The sequence below is a fragment of the Vibrio sp. 10N.239.312.D08 genome (assembly GCF_041466145.1).
Lineage (GTDB): Bacteria > Pseudomonadota > Gammaproteobacteria > Enterobacterales > Vibrionaceae > Vibrio > Vibrio crassostreae_C.
Genome location: NZ_JBFSSD010000078.1, coordinates 1 through 16,299 on the forward strand (window position 1 = coordinate 1; position 16,299 = coordinate 16,299).

At 44.4% G+C, this 16,299-nt stretch carries 15 protein-coding genes and 1 pseudogene; 8 read left to right on the forward strand and 8 right to left on the reverse strand.

Going from position 1 to position 16,299, the window contains the following annotated elements:
- Both AB6D58_RS23510 and AB6D58_RS23515 read left to right on the forward strand, forming a co-directional pair.
- On the forward strand, window positions 1-665 hold a 665-nt coding region (locus AB6D58_RS23510; RefSeq protein ID WP_371693267.1), incomplete at its 5' end, for an IS5 family transposase.
- A gap of 54 nt (window positions 666-719) precedes the next feature.
- Window positions 720-1,123 (forward strand): annotated as a pseudogene (locus AB6D58_RS23515) (EAL domain-containing protein); the annotation flags it as partial.
- 20 nt (window positions 1,124-1,143) lie between these two features.
- Here AB6D58_RS23515 and AB6D58_RS23520 read toward each other — a convergent pair.
- Entirely contained in the window at window positions 1,144-1,956 is an 813-nt protein-coding gene (locus AB6D58_RS23520) for a helix-turn-helix domain-containing protein (RefSeq protein WP_372158688.1), read from the reverse strand.
- A 173-nt stretch (window positions 1,957-2,129) separates the two neighbouring features.
- Here AB6D58_RS23520 and AB6D58_RS23525 point away from each other — a divergent pair, with 173 nt between their 5' ends.
- Both AB6D58_RS23525 and AB6D58_RS23530 read left to right on the forward strand, forming a co-directional pair.
- Window positions 2,130-3,062, forward strand: coding sequence for a LysR family transcriptional regulator (locus AB6D58_RS23525; RefSeq protein WP_017059538.1), 933 nt, complete (start codon window positions 2,130-2,132; stop codon window positions 3,060-3,062).
- Window positions 3,062-3,445 carry a VOC family protein gene (locus AB6D58_RS23530; protein WP_102319755.1) on the forward strand — a complete coding sequence of 128 codons (384 nt, stop codon included), beginning with the start codon at window positions 3,062-3,064 and terminating at the stop codon, window positions 3,443-3,445. Before AB6D58_RS23525 ends, AB6D58_RS23530 begins: the two co-directional genes overlap by 1 nt.
- Window positions 3,446-3,556: 111 nt before the next feature.
- Here AB6D58_RS23530 and AB6D58_RS23535 read toward each other — a convergent pair whose 3' ends face one another.
- The 4 genes from AB6D58_RS23535 to AB6D58_RS23550 all read right to left on the reverse strand — a co-directional run bounded on the left by AB6D58_RS23535 (window position 3,557) and on the right by AB6D58_RS23550 (window position 7,142).
- Entirely contained in the window at window positions 3,557-5,092 is a 1,536-nt protein-coding gene (locus tag AB6D58_RS23535; protein WP_372158690.1) for a PepSY-associated TM helix domain-containing protein, read from the reverse strand.
- A gap of 111 nt (window positions 5,093-5,203) precedes the next feature.
- Window positions 5,204-5,554 (reverse strand): hypothetical protein, encoded by a 351-nt coding sequence (locus tag AB6D58_RS23540; RefSeq protein ID WP_017064798.1) that lies wholly within the window; start codon window positions 5,552-5,554, stop codon window positions 5,204-5,206.
- 301 nt (window positions 5,555-5,855) lie between these two features.
- Window positions 5,856-6,251 (reverse strand): cytochrome b562, encoded by a 396-nt coding sequence (locus AB6D58_RS23545; RefSeq protein ID WP_372111610.1) that lies wholly within the window; start codon window positions 6,249-6,251, stop codon window positions 5,856-5,858.
- Between the two features lie 144 nt (window positions 6,252-6,395).
- Window positions 6,396-7,142, reverse strand: coding sequence for a phosphatase (locus tag AB6D58_RS23550; RefSeq protein ID WP_017059533.1), 747 nt, complete (start codon window positions 7,140-7,142; stop codon window positions 6,396-6,398).
- A gap of 321 nt (window positions 7,143-7,463) precedes the next feature.
- Between AB6D58_RS23550 and AB6D58_RS23555 the strand changes: the two genes are divergently transcribed.
- Complete coding sequence (locus AB6D58_RS23555) at window positions 7,464-10,487, forward strand: HD domain-containing phosphohydrolase (protein WP_372158692.1); 3,024 nt, start codon at window positions 7,464-7,466, stop codon at window positions 10,485-10,487.
- Between the two features lie 42 nt (window positions 10,488-10,529).
- Here AB6D58_RS23555 and AB6D58_RS23560 read toward each other — a convergent pair whose 3' ends face one another.
- Window positions 10,530-11,555: a DMT family transporter gene (locus AB6D58_RS23560; RefSeq protein WP_372158694.1), complete on the reverse strand. Its 1,026-nt coding sequence runs from the start codon at window positions 11,553-11,555 to the stop codon at window positions 10,530-10,532.
- Window positions 11,556-11,646: 91 nt separating this feature from the next.
- Between AB6D58_RS23560 and AB6D58_RS23565 the strand changes: the two genes are divergently transcribed.
- Both AB6D58_RS23565 and AB6D58_RS23570 read left to right on the forward strand, forming a co-directional pair.
- Window positions 11,647-12,594: a LysR substrate-binding domain-containing protein gene (locus AB6D58_RS23565; RefSeq protein WP_372158696.1), complete on the forward strand. Its 948-nt coding sequence runs from the start codon at window positions 11,647-11,649 to the stop codon at window positions 12,592-12,594.
- 36 nt (window positions 12,595-12,630) lie between these two features.
- Window positions 12,631-12,951 carry a heavy metal-binding domain-containing protein gene (locus tag AB6D58_RS23570; protein ID WP_004730185.1) on the forward strand — a complete coding sequence of 107 codons (321 nt, stop codon included), beginning with the start codon at window positions 12,631-12,633 and terminating at the stop codon, window positions 12,949-12,951.
- Between the two features lie 209 nt (window positions 12,952-13,160).
- Here AB6D58_RS23570 and AB6D58_RS23575 read toward each other — a convergent pair whose 3' ends face one another.
- Together AB6D58_RS23575 and AB6D58_RS23580 are read right to left on the reverse strand one after the other, a co-directional pair.
- On the reverse strand, window positions 13,161-14,426 hold the full coding sequence (locus AB6D58_RS23575) for a peptidoglycan DD-metalloendopeptidase family protein (protein WP_065584577.1): 1,266 nt from the start codon (window positions 14,424-14,426) through the stop codon (window positions 13,161-13,163).
- 161 nt (window positions 14,427-14,587) lie between these two features.
- Complete coding sequence (locus AB6D58_RS23580; RefSeq protein WP_017067625.1) at window positions 14,588-15,427, reverse strand: tetratricopeptide repeat protein; 840 nt, start codon at window positions 15,425-15,427, stop codon at window positions 14,588-14,590.
- A gap of 276 nt (window positions 15,428-15,703) precedes the next feature.
- Here AB6D58_RS23580 and AB6D58_RS23585 point away from each other — a divergent pair, with 276 nt between their 5' ends.
- Window positions 15,704-16,219, forward strand: a complete 516-nt coding sequence (locus tag AB6D58_RS23585) for a cytochrome b (RefSeq protein WP_082151303.1) — start codon at window positions 15,704-15,706, stop codon at window positions 16,217-16,219.
- The last annotated feature ends 80 nt before the right edge of the window (window positions 16,220-16,299 follow it).

Genomic DNA, 16,299 nt, shown 5'->3' on the forward strand with positions numbered 1-16,299 from the left:
CGTTAAGTTGTCCGCATTACACCTGCATCAGTCGTAGAGCCAAGCAAGTTGAGGTCTCATTTAAGACTAAAGCGAGAGGAGCGATACAACACCTAGCCATTGATGCAACTGGCCTTAAGGTTTATGGCGAAGGTGAATGGAAAGTCAAAAAACACGGGACGGATGGCAAGCGGAGAGTCTGGCGAAAGCTGCATATTGCAGTTGATACAAGCACTCATGAGATCATTGCCGCCGAGCTAAGTTTATCAACGGTTACAGATGGTGAAGTACTCCCGAACCTACTGAAACAAACACGTCGAAGCATCCTTGAGGTGTCTGGTGATGGCGCTTACGACACGAGAGCGTGTCGCGCTGCTATTAAGATGAAGCGAGCCGTTGCGCTTATTCCCCCAAGAGAAGGGGCAGCCTTCTGGGAGCGTGGTCATCCTCGAAATCTCGCCGTGGGTTGCCAGAAATTATACGGCTCAAATAAGTATTGGAAAGAGCGGTATGGATACCACAAACGTTCATTGTCAGAAACAGCGATGTATCGAGTTAAACAGTTGCTAGGAGGACGATTGAGCTTAAGAAATTACAATGCCCAGGTGGGTGAAACTTACGCGATGATAAAAGCGTTGAACAAGCTTACTGGCTTAGGTATGCCTGAAACTTGTCGTATTGATTAAGAAATACGCGAAACGGGGTTGTTCTATCTTTAAATTTAATTACGCAACAAAGCCCTTTGGAATACGTCGTTCAAAGCAAAGCAGCTTACTTTTGAACTGAGCGAAAACGATCAGTTGGATGACCAACTTTGTGAGCAGATAAAACGCTTTCAATCTCTTGGCATTAAAACCTCAATCGACGACTTTGGCATTGGCCATTCAGATATGAATAAGGTGATGAGCCTTAATGTTGATGAAGTGAAGTTTGATAAGTCAATCGTGAATAGCGCAGAACCAGCACGTTCGGACTTGGTGAAGCGCACGTTGGCGTACTGCAAAGAGTCTGGAATCGAAACCGTGGCAGAAGGTGTTGAAGATACGGATACACATCAGCTCGTCCACCAGCTAGGTTTTGATAGCTATCAGGGCTTTCTATATTCAAACCACTGCCTTTGACCGATCTTAGACTTGTCATGTAAAAGTGAGTACTCAAGCAAGGTTAATTTAAGACAAGCTCGACGCTTTTCTTTTTCTGCTTAAGATCGTGATATCGAATGCACTTGAAGTAAATATCGTGTTTGTTTTGGATGTTCTGAGAGAACGGGTTATTCACTACTTTCTTTATATCAGCCTTGAAAAATGGCATGCCGAGTTTGCTCATATACGGCTCTAAGTAAAGATCATAGAGGAACTGGGACATTGCAGGATCAAGAGTAGGAAAGCGGAATTCAGTACCCGATAAATTGTCCGCCATGTAATCGAAGATCTTACGACGAATAACAATACTAACGGCACCAACACTGCAAAGCATCTTACTTAACCCGTCATACACCACATGCCCAATAATGACGCCCTCAAAAAGAAAACACAGTACCTGCATATCTTCTTTTATTACGCCTAGATGTTTAGAAACCTCGATAAAATCTTTGCCATAGGTTTTTTGATGCATGATTTGAATCGATTTGAGTCTTTTCGCTGGAAGTGTCCCCATGCTATATGACTCAACACTCGTCACCTCATAGTCATAACCAATATCAACACTGAATGGACGCTCCACATTCTTAGTGGCAGCTTTCACTTGCACCATTTCTTCAACGGAAAAGTCGTAATCTAGCTGAAAGAAGCTTGCGATACCCAGACGGCGCACAAAACTCGGTACTGTTTTTGCCCTTTCCCACTGGCTCACCATTACCTGATTCACACCAGAGAATGCCCGATGAGAATGGGACAACAACTCTGCGAATTCTTCCTGAGAAATGGATGCTGCTTCGCGAAGTCGTTTTAACTCTTCTGGAAAATTCTCTTTATTCATCGGTCACTTACCTAGCTTTTTTATCAGTGTAGTTCACTTACGCTCGTTAATAAATGGCGCTTTCAACATCGCTTTATTAAGTCAATCAATTAATGAAATTGATTCACAAATCAAAGTAAATCGCTCACAATGACCATTAAGTTCATCGTTGAAACTAGCTTAACTGGATACTTATGATTAACCCAAAACTCATCGCCCTGCTTCCGGATCTCGCCTCGTTCATTTTGGTGGTTAACGAAGGTAGTTTTACGGCTGCAGCAAAACAGTTAGGCGTGACACCATCAGCCTTGAGTAAGCTCATCACCCGCTTGGAAAAAGCGCTATCGGTGAAACTGTTTGAGCGTACCACTCGTACCCTTATCATTACGCAAGCGGGTCAATTGGTTTATGATCAGAGTGTGGTGATGATCAACGCAGCGCAACAAGCCGTTGAACTGTCTACCTCCGACCATACCGAACCTGCAGGCTCGATAACGGTAGCGGCGCCTGAAGCCTTCTTGAATTCGGTATTGCAGCCTTTCGTTGTTCCATTCTTAAATCAGTATCCAGAAATCCAACTTAAATTGAGAGCGGCTGACGGCGACATCGATATTTTACGTCAAGGCATCGACATTGCTTTCCGCCTGACTGATAAGCCCGACGAAAGCTTAGTATTGAAAGAGTTAGGAAAAACAAACCTCGTGTTGTGTGCAAGCCCTGACTATTTAGATGCCAAGGGGATTCCTCACCACCCTACCGAGCTGTCTGAACACGACTGTTTGTATCTTGCAGAGACAGACAAAGATCACATTTGGGATTTTCTTAAAGATGATGAATTTCACACAGTACCCGTCAGTGGACGTTACGCAGTTAACCACTCGCAGATGCGACTGAAAGGTGTGAAAGAAGGTCTAGGCGTCGGTATTTTCCATGACTTCGTGATTCAAGATGCGTTGGCTGAAGGGTCTGTAGTACAAGTGTTGGAAGATTGGACCATCAAGAGTAATTACCATGGTGCGATTGCGATGCAGTTTGCTCAAACCAAGTACATGCCCGCTCGACTGCGTGTATTCATTGATTACGCCATGGAGCACTTAGGTGACAAGTTGGCAGGAGAAATAAACTGATGTTGAAAGGAATACACCACGCAGCCATAATCTGTTCAAACTACAACGCATCGAAGCACTTTTACACCGAGATTTTAAAACTTGAGATCATTGCCGAAAACTATCGTGAGGCTCGCCAGTCGTACAAACTTGACTTAGCACTGCCTAATGGCGCTCAAATAGAATTATTCAGCTTCCCTGACGCACCTGAAAGACCAAGCTTTCCGGAAGCTCAAGGGCTAAGACACTTAGCTTTTTGTGTTGATGACGTTCAACATGTCAAAAGCTACTTGGAAGAACAAGGCATTGAAGTCGAACCGATTCGAGTTGATGAATTTACAGGTAAAGCATTTACTTTTTTTGCCGATCCTGACGGGCTTCCGTTAGAGCTTTATGAAATCTAGAGCTTTATCAAATATAGAGCTGTACAAGTCTAACGTCTTCTTAATAAACAGAGCATGTCATCTGAATAATGAAACTGACCTCCTCAAAAAGGAGGTCAGTTTGTATATCAATTAACTCAATGCCGTCTTGAATTTCTCAACGCGTGAAAATAGTAACCAATCCAGCAGCATTGCTGTCACGATCGTCGCTCCCGCCAGTGGAAACAGTACTGAAATAACTATCACGATCACTAAACCTGTCTTCCAAAGCCCTGCATCGCCAAACTTCGGTGGCGTGCCAAGCTTTCTTTGACCTGAAGGTCTACGTATCCACCACATCACACCGCCAGTCACGGACACAACAATGAACGCCAAACAAAACAAAGCATTTAGAAGCTTGTTAATGATGTTGATGTCACCTTGATGCAATGAAATACCTACCGCTAACGTTTTGGCAATGAAGTTATAATCTTGCCATGTCACCTCACCCAGAATACGACCTGAGTATTGGTCGAGGTGCGTAGTACGGTCCTGCGTTGGATCAATGATGTCACCGCCCATAGTGTTGGCTGTGACCGTGTAAACACCCGTTTCTGAACGCGGGAAATTCACCTTGTATCGTGTAAAGCCAAGTGAGTATGCTTTTTCAGTAACGTCATCAATGTCGAAGTTGCTTGCTGACAACACATGTTGAGAGTGATCTTCACCCATCTTAGATTGATCATGAGGTTCCGTCGCCTCTTCCACATGATGAACGTGTTCTGCTGGCTTATCTTGAGACAAAGGCAATAGTGTTTGCTCCAAGTTCCAAGGTAGCTCTTCTTCTGAGCCATGGTTGAGGGAAGCGTGCGTCTTATCAGACAACGGAATATCGTCCCACATTTGAGCAGGGAAAGTGCTCCATGCTTGAACAAGCTTACCGCCCCAAAAACCTGTCCATGCCAATCCAGACAGAATAAACAACAACAGAACGAGCGATAACACACCTCCAATGTTCGCATGCAGATCACGCATTAAAATACGCGTTCCTGAACCAAATCGAAGCTTAAGAAAACCAGCGCGGCTCGCGTTATCTCTAGGTAACCATAAGTAAATACCACTGATGAGCAACAGAATAGACAAGCTTATTGCGACTTCAATTAGATAATCACCCCAATCACCAATCAACAAAGTGCCGTGAATGTCATTCGCGAGTTGGTACAGGCTGTCGCTACGCGGAATCTCTCCGACCACTTCGCCCGTATATTGATTTACCGTGGCGAAGACCGATGTGCCGTCTACAAGTGCTACCGAAAAGCGGTTAGCCAGATCAGGAGCTTTGCTCGGAACAAACTGGGTAACCGAACCTTGTGGGTATTGAAGTTGTACTGCAGCTAACTGTTGTGACACTTTAATCGGCTCGCCCGATGCAACAATCTCTAGGGCTTCGTGGTGGAAAGTCAATTCGATTTCATCATCAAACAGCATCACCAAACCTGTAATGCTCAGCATTAACATAAACGGGATAACAAATAGCCCAGCATAGAAGTGCCAGCGCCATGTGAGGAAATAGAGGGTTTTATTGCGGTCTTTGCTTTTTATATTGGTTTCCGAACCGGTTGTTGCACTGCTTTTAGACTGCGAAGTTGCTTGTGCTTTCGCAGGGGTTTGAGATTCATTTCTCAACATTATAATTTCCTTTGACACACGCAAACATACCTTCTGAAAAATCAGAAAGTAATCTGAGCATGTTTAACTTTACTTAATACTTTATTTTTTAATTATTTTAATGGGTTAGGTTTAAGCAATAACAAAGGGAGGGCCGCGCGGGGCTTGCCTCGTGTAGCGTTCGCTTAGAGCCAAAAAAGCGTAGCTGTCGGAGACAATAGAACTCAGTCGAGTTGTCAGTAGTGTAGTGGGAAGTTCATCTTGGTGAAACGTGGAAAAATGGCTAAACGGACACGGCTTTCCTTTATGAGTATTAGGTTCGCCTTCTTCGATTTGAACCAATTCAAAGCCATTGACCGTACATAACGACGCCCATACTCCCGCACTATTACCATGAGCATTGATAACAGGCATTAATGTCACTAGCGCCCAGCTTAATGCTGTTGCAAGTAACATGAAGAAGTTGAACGAGGTTCGGCGCATTATTCCAAGTCTTTATAAATTTCCCTTATTATGAGGGACTTGGAATATAGGTAAACGTAAAGATTAACAGCAAGTTAAAAAATTGAAGCTAACGCACACTCTTTTTCGTTAAATACTGGTTACAACACTAAAGCTAAGAAAGTAATACTCATCTCTTTGCAGCAGGCTTTCGATAAAAGAGACAATAAAAACGCCGCCTTACACCTTCCTCGAAAGAGGGTAATGTAAGGCGGCGTTTTAGAAATCGAATCTTGAGGTTTGCTCTTTGTTACCTATCTAGCAAACGTTCATGATTAACGAATTAACCGAAGATCTTGCTCCAGATGCTTGGGTTACGCTTCTCATGGTACTCTTCACGAAGGCCATCAATAGTACGAAGTTCTTGCTGTGCCGACGCTAAGTCACCTTGGTCTAGCTTCTGCTCAATGCTATCCAGTGATGCACTGATCTTTTTGAAGCCTTCCATGAAGTTGTCTTCTTTCTCGACTGGGTAAACACCCGTTTTCAGCTCGGCCACTAGCGTATCTAAACGAACGATAGGCTTTTGCATCTCATCAATGCTTTGAGCTTCTGCCGCTTGTTTGAACGCAAGCTTCATTTCTTGCATGTTTTTCTTAAGGTCTACATTAGCAAATGCGTTGCCAGACAATACTGAAGCAGCGATTAAGCCAGATAAAAGGATTGAGCGAGTTTTCATTGTTTCTCCAAGTGAAGCGGTGTCTTTGAAGTTAGAGCCGTCATTACTGTGGCACTTCGACTTTATTATTTTCGGCTAGTGTATACAAAAATCTTTCAGGCACAAAAATTGATTGTGTCGAAATGCAAACCCGCCGACATTCTCTTAAACAAGATCTGAATATTCTGGGATTTCATTACGACCGCGCAAGGCCAAAAAGGCTAGGAACTGCTTTGGCGAATGGGTAATCACTTTACTCGAATCTACGCCCACTTCATCTAACAATGCTGCGACTAAGTCTAAGCCACCGACATCTAAACAGAAATGCGCATCGCTGCCTGTTGTAATAAATGCACCCTTCGCTTTCGCTATTCTTGCAATCTCATAGCAGCGGTCAACACTGCCAACTCGGCTATTGCCTTTGAGTGTGGTGTTGTTGATCTCAATCGCCACGTTGTTCTCAACCGCACATTGAATAACGGCTTCGAAATCGAAATCAAAATTAGGATTGCCTAAGTGACCAAGCGCATCAATTCGACCGCCCTTAATCACATTCAACAATGCTTCTGTATGGGTAGCGACATCCGATGGGCGAAATACTGGCTCATGAAAACTCGCGATCACCCAATCCAAGTTCTTATCCACACTCGGATGAATGTCGATTTCACCCTGTGTGTTCATGATGTTTGACTCAACACCTCGAATAATTGCGACATCTTCAATAAAACGAGGAAGCACACGCTGATTGCTGAAGAACCAATAGTGTGGAGCGCCCGGCATTGATTCAGAATGGTCAGTGGTACAAAACATGGCTAAACCATTTTGCTTTGCCGACTTGGCGTTTTCGATCAATGTGCTGTAAGCATGACCACTTGCGTATGTGTGGGTGTGAGTATCTACTTTGAGTTCCATGAATCAATCCCCTCTTCGCTCGGTCAAATACGTTTTTTCAGAAAGTAACTCTGAATCTCTTTCAGGAAAAGAATGCTTCAGAAAATGAATGCCTAATGGCAACAACTCGGCCAGTTTATCAGCTGAAAGTGACAATTAGCACCCAAACATAAAGGTTTATTACTGGTTCATTTACACGACACGGGAATACGTGGCTAACCAGAGCCAGCCAGCGCTTGGTCTTATCTAAGTCGAACCGCACACACTCGGTAATTGCGCCAATTTTTTGCAACCTACCCAAGTTCGTCAATACTTAAACCAGCCTACAAACTGGAGTGTTAGATGAGAAGAAGACGATATCCGCTGAGTATCCACATCACTAGCCTTTTCCTAATTTTGACAACACTTGTCGGTGCGGTATTGATTTCGATTAGTTATCGGCACTCCCAAGAGCTGCTGCTAGGCACAGTGCGCGAGATCAGTAATGAGCACCGCGACAAACTGGAATCAGTATTTAAACAAGCCATTGCCCCTGTTATCACAACCTTAAATGTGATGGCGGTGAGCCCGTTTGTTGCTCATCAAGCTTCCGCTGTCGAAAAAGACTCTTGGCTTGCTTCGGTCGATATCATCTTCAAGCAAAACACCAATTTGGTCGCTCTATTTTATGGTTCTGTAGATGGTGACTTCAGAATCTTTCGTCCATTAAGCACCAATAAACAGAGAGCCGAAAACAGCGCGCCCGCTAAAGCGACCATGATGGTCAGCAGCACCAATCTAGACGGTGAAAACTTTATTACCTATCTTGATGGCGCACATCAAGTGATCAGTACTCGACAAGCAGAGAGTAAGTTCAACCCCACCACTCGTCCTTGGTTTCGTAACGCAAAGCCTGATGGCTCAATACAACTCTCTGAACCCTATCTGTTCTATTTCCTGCAAACCAATGGCATTACACTCTCTAGGCGTTCTGCCGATGGCAAGCATGTGGTTGGTGCCGACTTTACGTTGAGTTCCCTCTCTTCTCAGATCAGTGAATTAGCTTATTCTCCGCAAACCCGACTCGCCTTGTTCGATCAACATTTTAATCTTCTCGGTCAGCATCAACTTGAGCTATCAGTACCCAAGCCTGACTCCCAATCTGATGACACAAGTAAAACTGAGCAAACGAACAACCAAACGACGGGGAATCTCTCTGGCAGTGAGCAAGACCAAAGCTTCTTTAACGTGCCCAAACGTGAACAGATGGAAGCATTGAAAGCGTCCGTTATTGCGCCGCTTATCTCTGATGAAGAGAAGTTTAACCTCAATCTAAAAAACGTTGAGTACAACTTAAACACTTGGGCACTAACGCTAACGCCGGTTCAACTGACTCAAAATGTCACCTTACACTTGGCAGAAGCGACGCCACACAATGAGCTGCTCGCTGATCTTATCTCGATGCGAGACAAGCAAGTTGCGGTCGCGATTGGGATGTTGTTCATCTGCTTCGCTATCGTATGGTTTGTTGCTAATCGACTGTCTCAGCCGCTCAATACGCTGATGCAACTCACCGACAACATCGCTCGGTTCGACTTCAGGCGTACTCATTATCCCAAAAGCATGATTCAAGAAGTGGCTAACCTCGCCCACTCGATTGAGCTAATGGAACACACGCTTCATGATCTGATTACCCTACTTCGAGACACCGCCGGGAATCAGGAGTTTTCGATCTTAGCCAAGAACATTGCTCATCAAAGCTATTTAATTACCAAAGCAGAAACCATTGTCCTTTTCACTCAATCCAAAGAGAAAGACGTGTTTGATACGGCAGCCAACCTTGCCATTCTTCCTTTTAAGGCCGACATCAATGACTTCATCAAACACACGCCTTGGTTGCTGTGTCAGCTTAAATCTGGTGAGACGATCCATTTAAACAGAGAAGACAATGTTCTCAACTATTACCAAGATTCGATCTTCAATTCAGACCTGTACCTATTTCCACTATTAAACCGAGAGAAACTGTTGGTAGGGATTGTGGCAATTGGCTATGAGAGACCAATTACCAAGATGCAGGCAGACAAGCACGCCTTTTTAAGAGAGTTGCTCAGCTTTGCGGAAATAGCGAAAGACAACATCGACCAAATGCAGCAACAAAAAGACATGCTTAATGCCTTTATTGAGCTGATTGCATCGGCGATTGATACCAAGTCACCTTATACGGGCGGGCATTGCCAACGAGTGCCTGAGCTCACCAAATGGCTAACTCAAGCAACCATAGATGATGACCGCTATTACCCGCAATTCTCATTGGACAGTAAACAGTGGGAAGAGTTGATGCTCGCCGCTTGGCTTCATGACTGCGGCAAGGTGACCACGCCTGAATATGTGGTAGATAAGGCAACAAAACTGGAAACCATTTACGACCGAATCCACGAAGTGCGAATGCGTTTTGAGTTGTTGAAACAGCAAGCGGAAACCGATTACTGGAAAGCGATGGCGAACGGTGCACTACAAGAAGAACAACTCAAAATACTCGAACAAAGCCTGTCTGAACTGGATGAGGAGTTTGCCTTCGTTGCTGAGTGTAATCTTGGCGGCGAATCTATGACGGAAGAGCAGCTAGAACGCTTAGATCAAATAGCCAAACGCCAATGGAAACGTACACTGGATGATCAATTGGGTTTGTCTTGGTCTGAAAAAGAGAGATTTAACACCCAAAAAGAGTCGGTTGAGAAAGAGAGAACTGAGCCAACAAGTCAGGAAAAGGGTTTGCCTGTCATGGAGCCTCTGCTTGCAGACAAACCGGAGCATAAAATACCTTGGGACAATGGCTTTAACCCTGCCGATGTATGGCAAGAAGCGTTTGTACTTAAGCCCGGAGAAGTTAAATACAACCAAGGTGAACTGCACAATTTGAAAGTACGCCGTGGTACGCTAAACGATGAAGAACGTTTCATGATCAACGATCATATTATCCAAACCTTCACCATGCTCAACAAGTTGCCTTACCCGCCTTACCTTCAAAACATTCCGGATATCGCCAGCGGACACCACGAACGTATCGACGGTAAGGGATACCCAAGAGGCTTAAACGAAGACCAGTTACCTCTGCCGTCCAGAGCAATGGCAATTGCTGATGTCTTTGAAGCGCTCACCTCTAGTGATCGCCCTTATAAGAAAGGTAAACTCTTAAGCGAATCACTCAACATCATGACCGACATGGCCACCAGCGGTCATATCGATCCCAAGTTGTATCTGCTGTTTTTGGAAAACAAAATCTACGATAAATACGCTGAGCGATTCCTAGAAATGAACCAACGCTGCGAGATTGACCCGCACGAACACATCGACCGAGTAAAAGAATACATACGCTCATTGTTCTAAGTTTTAAATTAACCATTCAGAGGATAAGCCATAACTCAATGGTTAGCTTTTAGCTGCCGAGTCCAATACCGCAACGTCCACTACAGTCGCTACAGCCACTGTGGTGTGCGGTTTTTGTTTGGCTTTCGCCTTGCTGTGTCTTTTTGCCAGCAATGTATTGGTGATGCTCGCCACGACAATCAGGTTAATGCCAATCATCTGTTGTGTAGAAAACACATCATCAAAGAACAAGCCCTGCCAAAGCGCGCTAAACAGCATGTTAGTAAAAATCAGAGGTGCCAACTGGGAGCCACTGTCTGCAAGCTTATACGCCTTGGAACGGAAGATTTGGGTATTGATGGTAAACAGTGCAAGACCAAGTGATCCGAGAACAATCCAGCGTAAATCGTCAAAAGACAGCAACGCCGACACGAAGCCTTTTTCAGCACTTTCAAGAACATCAGGCACCGCAGAAACTGAAGTAAACACCACCATTGGAATCACAATGATTGCCGCGACTAAAAAGGTCCACGCGTTAAGCTCTGCTGGTGTCAGGCTAGTTTTAGACGCTCGGTACAAACTCACTTGCGAGCCAGAATTAAATACCCCCGCGAGAAGCCCAAGCAGAAGCGCAGGTCTAAAGAACTCCGAACCCAACTCAAACTGCGACCAATCCCCCGCCATCATCACTACGCCAACAAAGGTGACAGCTAAACACACTATCGTCGTTGTATGAATCTTGGTTCTAAATATTAACTTTTCTAACAATGGAATAAACAGAGGCCCCGTACTGAACAACACAACCCCTTCAACAAGCGTTAAGGTTTGCAGTGAAGTAAGGAAACACCACTGACACGCCACCATAAAGATCGCCCGCATCACCAAAGGTTTCCACATTTCTCGTGTCGGCTTGCTGATTTTGTAAAAGGTCAGGAAAAGAAATAAAAACAGACTGGGTAACAAAAAACGCACAAAACTGAGCAACGAAGTGGGCATCACTTCAGATAGATACTTGGCCATCAAGCCACTTAAAGACAAACTGAACGTCGACAACAACATGAAAGTCGTCGCCTTGGTAATATCAGACATAATTATCACCTCCTATGACATCTATTTTAGAGGCGTGACGTAATGAAAAATAGCGAGTAATATTAACTATAACTGTAAGGAAAACTTACCAATGAAAAAACTCGTTCCGCTTAAATCCGTTTATGCTTTCATTGCTGTTGCTGAGACTGGCAGCATGACCGACGCCGCGCGGGTATTGTACGTCAGTCACTCTGCGGTAAGCCAAGCGATAAAGTCGTTAGAACAACTGGTCAACAAGCCTCTGTTTCAACGAGTCGGTCGTCGTGTTGTTCTTAATGCCGCAGGTAAGCGATATTACCGCAAAGTCGCGCCCGCACTTGAGCAAGTGATAGAGGCGACCGAAGAGCTTGCCAAAACGCCTAACGACCACCGCATTACCCTCAACATGGTCAATTCGCTAGCGATGCACTGGTGGATCCCACGAGTTCCCGACTTCCAAGCCTTCGCTCCCTCACTTGATATCCGCATTTCGACGCTAACTGGCCCTTTCGATATCGAGCAGGAAGGGGTCGATGTTGCGCTCGTACATGGCAAGCCCAATGAGTGGGAACAATATTACAGCGAGAAACTGGGCGACGATGATCTGGTCTTGGTGTGCAGCCCTACTCTATTAAAAAACCAGACCGGATTGAGCGTCGAGCAACTCGTCAAACAAAACCCGACCATTGGCGTTTTTAACCTCAGGCGGCAACACGACTGGCAAGTGTGGTGCGACAATTACCAAATTCCACTGCCCACATTCCATAGCAATCTGACGTTCGATGTCTCCATTCAAGCGGTGCAAGCTTCAATTCGTTCGTTAGGCGTACTAGTAACGCATCGCTTGTTTGTGAAAGATGATATCAGCCATGGGATGCTTGTCGAATTGGGTAAACCGGTTGCTAACCCGCACCAAGATTTTTACTTTGTTTGCCCAAAAAACAAATTAAAACAAGAAAGTGTGCTAAAACTGAGAACATGGTTAAGACATGAATTCACACGCTCAGAGACAGCACTGAACGATGACATTCAAGAGCAAGACCAAACTATCAATCAATAAGCGAGTGACAGCTCAGCGGGCTTACAAGAGGCCATTATGATTATTACCACCACACAATCAGTCGAAGGCAAGCGCATTGTCGATTACAAAGGGGTTATTGCCGGAGAAGCCATTCTAGGGGTGAACGTTTTCAAAGATATGTTTTCAGGAATTCGTGACTTTGTGGGTGGACGTTCTGGCACCTACGAGAAAGAATTAGAAAAAGCACGCAACTACGCATTCAAAGAGTTGGAGCAAAAAGCGATTGAAGCGGGTGCCAACGCGGTGGTAGGTGTCGATATAGATTATGAAGTATTAGGGACGGGTAATGGCATGTTGATGGTATCAGCGAGCGGCACGGCGGTTGTCGTCGCTTAATCGCCTAGTCGCTCAATCGCTTGGTCACTTAGTCACTTAGTCACTTAGTCACTTAGTCACTTAAGATCTCAACACATGAGCACTTGGGCACATAAGATGTTGAGCACTTAATCTATTAAGCTATTGAGCAATCAGGCAGCCTAATGAAAACTCGTTCCAACCCTTTGATGACTAGCCACCAAAGGGTTAGAACAGTTATAAGCTGATACTTAGCTTGATGTTACTCGTGCAACCTTTTGCCCGGAGAGCATGTCATCAAACGAGGCAACTCTCGCCAAGAATGCACCTTTATTTTCAGGTAAGATAGAACTTGCTAAAGGTAAGTTCGCTTTCATCGAATCCACCGCTCTTCCACGCACCAGCACTTCAAAATGCAAATGCGGCCCGGTTACGCGACCAGTCGTGCCAGACAACGCAATTTTCTGCCCACGCTTAACCTGTTGCCCCTTCTTAACCAAGAATCGGCTCAAGTGCAGATAGCGAGTTTTGTAAACGCTGTTATGCTCAATCACTATGTATTTCCCCGCATACGGGTGGTTACGAATAGCAATAACTCGACCATCACCGGTTGAATAAACTGGCGACCCTACGGGTGTTGCGAAGTCAGTACCATTATGCGGAGATATACGTCCGGTCACTGGGTGCTTACGGTATGGGTTAAATGGCGAAGTAATTCTTCGGAATTGTTTGTCTATTGGGTAGCGATTGAACGCTTGCTCAAGGCTGTTACCCTCTCTGTCGTAGAAGCGTCCATCTGAAGCAAGAAACGCGGCCACTTCCTTACCTCGTAACCTAATCGATATGCCCTGGATCTCTGTTTTTCCTGTTAGATGGTCGCCTGTGTATTGCTCATTGACCAACACATTAAACTCATCGCCCGCTCTTAACTGCTTTGAGAAGTTAATCTTGTCTCTTAACGTTCGAGTAATATTGGCGATCTGGGCGGTTGTTAATCCCGCTTTGTATGCTGACGTTGAAAAACTGCCATGAACGGTGCCCGTATAGAGCTTTTCTTTCCATTCGCCAGGCATTTCATGGAATTGGTAATTAAAGCTTCCATCATCATTTCGAGTAAAGGCTGCTTGCTCAACCAAACTCTCGTGATAAATCAGCTCCACAAGCTGTTTTGAGTCACTATCCAAAAGCAACTCTAGATGGTCACCAGGTTTTATTGTGTCGAGTTTCAAAGACTCCAGATCCGCTTCCATCACCTTTTGAACGGTTCCATATGGCAGTTGCCATGACGAAAAGATGTTGCTTAGCGTATCGCCAACTTTCACAAAATAATGGACCTTAACCAAAGAGTTGGGAGTCGCTTGCGAGTCGATGACTTCCTTATCATTAGGTTGAGAACCTTGGTAAGGTGTTATTTTGATAGAGATTTCTGGTGCTGGTTTGGAGTGAAAAGAGAGCAAAGCAGCAAGGGAAAATGCGCTGATCGCAGTAACGATCAGACCAATACGGAGGAACTTCATAAAATACTTAGCGGTTATAACGAGGAACTTAGAAAGTGTTATAACATAACAATTAAATCAAAAAAATAAATGAAATGTAAGAAACCATAGCGCGATAGGTGTGAAAGTATGGTGAGCATGCAAAGCCCACCACCTTAGTTAACACGGATCTTTACCTCATATTACTCTTCACGAAGTACTTCGAAGCGTTCTAAGCCTCGCAGCATCTCAAAGTCCGGCTCTTCAGTTAGCAGCTCTCTCATGGACCCACTGGCTTCAATAGCGCGCTCTAAGTCATCGATAGCTTGACCTTCTGCCCCTAATCGAGCATAGGCGCAAGCACGTTGATACAAGGCATGAGCATTTTGGTCATCGACTTCTAATACACGGTTACAAAGACTCATTGCCCAGTGGTATTCCTGTATATCCATAGCAGCGTCAGCTTTGGCAGTAAGTGCTTCTAAATCTCCAGGACGAACCTTCAGTATTTCATCGTAGATTTCAATTTTTTGCTCTGCCGTTTGTGCGTTCTGTGCTCTCAACCATAGGTTATGAATCTCATTGATAATTTCAATTTCGCGGTTGTTGTCGGAAATGATTCTGGTCTTGCGCTTAAGATCCCGTTCAAGAACATTAAACTTCTTCTCATAGTCTTGAGCGATAGAATTAAGTCGCTTATCAGCCATGTCTTGAGTTGTGTGTTTAAGCTCTTTGATGGATTGCCAACCCACCAGCGCGATAAGAGAGGCCACACCAGCAATAATGTAGAAGAAATACGTTACGGTAACATTGGCGTAGTTCAGCGATTTATCCGCTACAGTCAATTCGCGATCCGTCATCTGAATAGTGAGACGTCTCTCAAGGTCTTGCTGTTCCATTCGCAGTTGCTTCAGCTCATCCAAGATATAGCGTTCCATCAGCGGTCTATCCAAATACTCTTGTTCCGAGTACTTAACATCTTCGCTTGCAAAACTCATCGTGCTGAACACCGAGATAACTGCAACCAATAAGATTCGAAGCATTATACATTCCTTATATGTTTATATTTAGACTAACTGTATCTCGTAATAGGCATACAAGCTAGGAAGTCGACAAGTTTGCTATGTCCATATTGGAATTAACACTCTAAAACATCATTGATAATTATAAAACACCTGAAGCAACATCATTAATTTCTAAATTATAAAAATACCGCGTAATACTGTTCTATATGATTAATTCGCGATGCGAATATACCGAAAAATGGTTTATTGCATCGAGATGAATCTTATATTAATAACGATCAGAACGAGGTTAATTTGAATAATCCACGATACGATTTAGTAAGCCGTGTACTGCACTGGGTAATGGCTTCTGTAATCATCTATGCAACAATCGCAGGGTATGTGATGCACTATGTCACCAGTCATCCAGAGCTGTTTTCTTTTCTGTCAGTGCTCAACATGTCATTGGCGACCGTTGCGACGCCACTGCTTGTGGTTCGTTATATCTGGAGCCACTTTCGCTCGTCGCCAAGCATGCCAACCTCTGTGCCTGAAGGGCAAAAATGCGTTGCCAAGCTTGCACACTCTTTGATGTATCTTGTGATGTTTATGGTTTTCAGCACCGGCTACTTAATGCTAAAAGAACCGTACTCTTTATTTTGGTTAGTGAGCGTAAATAATCTAATTACCGACTCTGCAATCAACGGCTTCTTTTTCTATTTACATCGTGCCAGTTGTATTGCCCTAGCCTGTTTAATTGTGCTGCATATCAGTGCCGCACTTAAACATCACTTTGTCTCTAGGAACTATGTATTGAAGATGATGCTCTAGATTCAAAGAATTCAAGACAATTTGCACAAAATCGAGTAGGAGGAGGCCTCGCAGCCTCCGTCCTCTCACACCACCGTACA

Bases quoted from the DNA above. Each gene is read 5' to 3' on its own strand.
- AB6D58_RS23530 (WP_102319755.1), top strand. From the start codon at position 3,062: ATGTTGAAAGGAATACACCACGCAGCCATAATCTGTTCAAACTACAAC.
- AB6D58_RS23550 (WP_017059533.1), bottom strand. From the start codon at position 7,142: ATGGAACTCAAAGTAGATACTCACACCCACACATACGCAAGTGGTCAT.
- AB6D58_RS23575 (WP_065584577.1), bottom strand. From the start codon at position 14,426: ATGAAGTTCCTCCGTATTGGTCTGATCGTTACTGCGATCAGCGCATTT.
- AB6D58_RS23570 (WP_004730185.1), top strand. From the start codon at position 12,631: ATGATTATTACCACCACACAATCAGTCGAAGGCAAGCGCATTGTCGAT.
- AB6D58_RS23545 (WP_372111610.1), bottom strand. From the start codon at position 6,251: ATGAAAACTCGCTCAATCCTTTTATCTGGCTTAATCGCTGCTTCAGTA.
- AB6D58_RS23555 (WP_372158692.1), top strand. From the start codon at position 7,464: ATGAGAAGAAGACGATATCCGCTGAGTATCCACATCACTAGCCTTTTC.
- AB6D58_RS23560 (WP_372158694.1), bottom strand. From the start codon at position 11,555: ATGTCTGATATTACCAAGGCGACGACTTTCATGTTGTTGTCGACGTTC.
- AB6D58_RS23535 (WP_372158690.1), bottom strand. From the start codon at position 5,092: ATGTTGAGAAATGAATCTCAAACCCCTGCGAAAGCACAAGCAACTTCG.
- AB6D58_RS23540 (WP_017064798.1), bottom strand. From the start codon at position 5,554: ATGCGCCGAACCTCGTTCAACTTCTTCATGTTACTTGCAACAGCATTA.
- AB6D58_RS23565 (WP_372158696.1), top strand. From the start codon at position 11,647: ATGAAAAAACTCGTTCCGCTTAAATCCGTTTATGCTTTCATTGCTGTT.
- AB6D58_RS23580 (WP_017067625.1), bottom strand. From the start codon at position 15,427: ATGCTTCGAATCTTATTGGTTGCAGTTATCTCGGTGTTCAGCACGATG.
- AB6D58_RS23525 (WP_017059538.1), top strand. From the start codon at position 2,130: ATGATTAACCCAAAACTCATCGCCCTGCTTCCGGATCTCGCCTCGTTC.
- AB6D58_RS23520 (WP_372158688.1), bottom strand. From the start codon at position 1,956: ATGAATAAAGAGAATTTTCCAGAAGAGTTAAAACGACTTCGCGAAGCA.